Here is a 2,442-nt window from a genome sequence, read left to right as displayed (position 1 = left end):
GTATTTGCTCTACAACAAGAGGATTTTCTGCGAAGAAGTAGAAAATACTACTAATGGCTGCAGCAATGGTGCCAACTTCGCCAGCGGTCCAGTTGCGTAAAATGCTGACAATTTCCGCTTCGTGAAGGTGGCGCGTTTCGCCATTCACTGTGACTGTTTCATGCATTAGGCGGCATGTATTGTCGTCTTTGGCTGAGCCTGATTGTCTGCGAACGTCGAGCTGTTCATGAATCAATGTTTCAAACTCATCTGCCTTTTGCTTTAACGTTGCTCTATCGTTATTCACAATGGCCTGCTGGTTGGCTTCAAGCCATTCGCCTAGTGTTCCTGTTAGCGATTCTGGCCAACCGAGAAAGGCGCACTGAATATGTAATGCAAAAGGCTTTGCGATTTTACTGACCACATCCAATGCCGTATTCGGTGTAATTCTGCTAATAATAGCCTGAGCAATTTGCCGACAAGTGGGTTCAAAATCCCGTAAGTGATCAGCCTTAAAGTACGGCTCAATCACTTCTCGAAAAATACCATGCTCTGGCGGATCCATGCCGTTTGGAACCGACAAGTGGGAGCCTGCTGCATTGCTGAACGTTTCATGATCTTCGATAACCGAGCGGACATCGCTATGCGTTAGTACCGCATGACCTAACATCTCGCTTTGGGCAACAGGACACTTTTGCCTAAGCTCATCAAGTGACGCAATTTGATCCTGCTGTTCGGAAGGCTCCCAATGACAATTTTTCATACAATCTCCTGATTAATCGTACAAGGCAATCTGGCCTCTTCATATTAAACCACTTTGGAGTAGCGATTTTGACCGTGATTTAGGTACTCATCGAAACAGGCACAAATGCTGCGTACCCAGAGGCGGCCTATTTCTGTGACGCGGAGTTTTTTGTCGGATACGTCGACCAAGCCGTCTTCAATAAACGGTTTCAATAGCGGTATGGCTTCAGCAAAGTGTGCCCAGAAATCGTCGATATTCCACTCGGCTTTAAAAATTTCTATATCGATCTCAAAGTGGCATATGACTTGTGAAATAAGTGCTGCCCGCACTTTGTCTTCGTCGTTCAATGCCATGCCTTTAACAATGGGCTTTTGTCCGTCATCTATTATTTTGTAGTAAGCTGGTAGCTCTTTTTCATGCTGCCATAGCACACCATTAACCTGGCTAATAGAGGACACGCCCAAGCCTAGTAATGCGTCCTAACCGCCTGTGGTGTAACCCTGGAAGTTACGCTGTAAGCGACCTTCGCGTTGGGCAATGGCTAAGCCGTCGTCTTTTTTAGCAAAGTGATCCATGCCAATAAACTGATAGCCCGCGTCGTTGAGCTGAGTAATGGCTTGTTCGAGCAAGCTTAACTTAACTGACGGCTGTGGAATGGACTCTTCCGATATTTTCTTCTGCCCAGCGAAGCGCTGTGGTAAATGCGCGTAGCTAAATACGGAAATACGATCGGGGCTCATTTCAATGACCTGCTCTATCGACTTCTTAAAGGTCTCCGGGCGCTGGTACGGCAGGCCATAAATTAAGTCGAGGTTAATTGAGTCAAAGCCCAGTTCTTTGCTGAGTTTTAACTGATGTGCAATAAGATCGACATCCTGCACGCGGTTAATGGCAATTTGTACCTTCTTATCAAAGTCCTGTACGCCATAACTGACACGGTTAAATCCAAGATCACGCAGGTGATACAGTTTTTCATCGCTGCAACTGCGCGGATCTATTTCAATGCTCACCTCTGGGTTTTCGGCAAAGGTAAAATGTTGATGAATCGAGCTCATCAGTCGTGTCAGTTGTTTCTCGGTCAAAAAGGTAGGCGYTCCCCCGCCTAAGTGAATTTGACGAATTTTCTTGTTTTTAACTGATGGCTGATACATCGCCATTTCTTGTGCKAGGTAGTCTAAGTATTTGTCTGCTTTATGCTGGTGGCGGGTAATAATCTTGTTACAGCCACAGTAATAGCAGAGTTTATGACAAAATGGTAAGTGTAGATATAAGCACAGTTCATCGCCGGTCGTCTTCAGTGCATTGGCGATGCGATCTTGAGAAAACTGTTCAGACAACATTAATGCCGTCGGATATGATGTGTATCTGGGGCCGTTAATATTGTATTTTTCGATTAACTTCTTATCCCAAATGATTGTGCTCATAACTACCTATTGACGTGCTTCAAAATAGCTTAACTAATTGAGAGGTATTGTTTCACTTTTCTCTTTGTAAATAAAATCACTAAAACGATCACCGATTAAATAAATAATCTTTGGTAGCTTTTGGTGTACCTCGATAGTGTCTAAAAAATTTTTGAGATGTAACCCTAATTCGGTATTTCCTTTTACCATTAATTTTCGGTTGAAAAATAACGTATCAGGGTCAACCTTGTTGTAGATCAATAAAATAAGCGCATCACCGGTTGCTGATAGCGTTACGTCAGGTTCCTGAGGCCC

1 protein-coding gene and 2 pseudogenes are annotated in these 2,442 nt (G+C 44.1%); all 3 read right to left on the bottom strand.

What is annotated here, in order from left to right; translation table 11 throughout:
* Nucleotides 1–742 (bottom strand): annotated as a pseudogene (locus BZG79_RS14125) (cytochrome P450); the annotation flags it as partial.
* 44 nt (nucleotides 743–786) lie between these two features.
* Nucleotides 787–2,148, bottom strand: a pseudogene (hemN, locus tag BZG79_RS14120) (oxygen-independent coproporphyrinogen III oxidase).
* Nucleotides 2,149–2,181: 33 nt separating this feature from the next.
* Nucleotides 2,182–2,442, bottom strand: a 261-nt coding sequence (locus BZG79_RS14115; RefSeq protein WP_199877921.1) for an SCP2 sterol-binding domain-containing protein, incomplete at its 5' end; no start/stop codon positions are given.

The organism is Salinivibrio sp. MA427, from assembly GCF_001996115.1.
GTDB classification, from domain to species: Bacteria; Pseudomonadota; Gammaproteobacteria; order Enterobacterales; family Vibrionaceae; genus Salinivibrio; species Salinivibrio costicola.
Note: the sequence above shows the minus strand (reverse complement) of the source record. Positions and strands in the feature narration are given on the sequence as shown.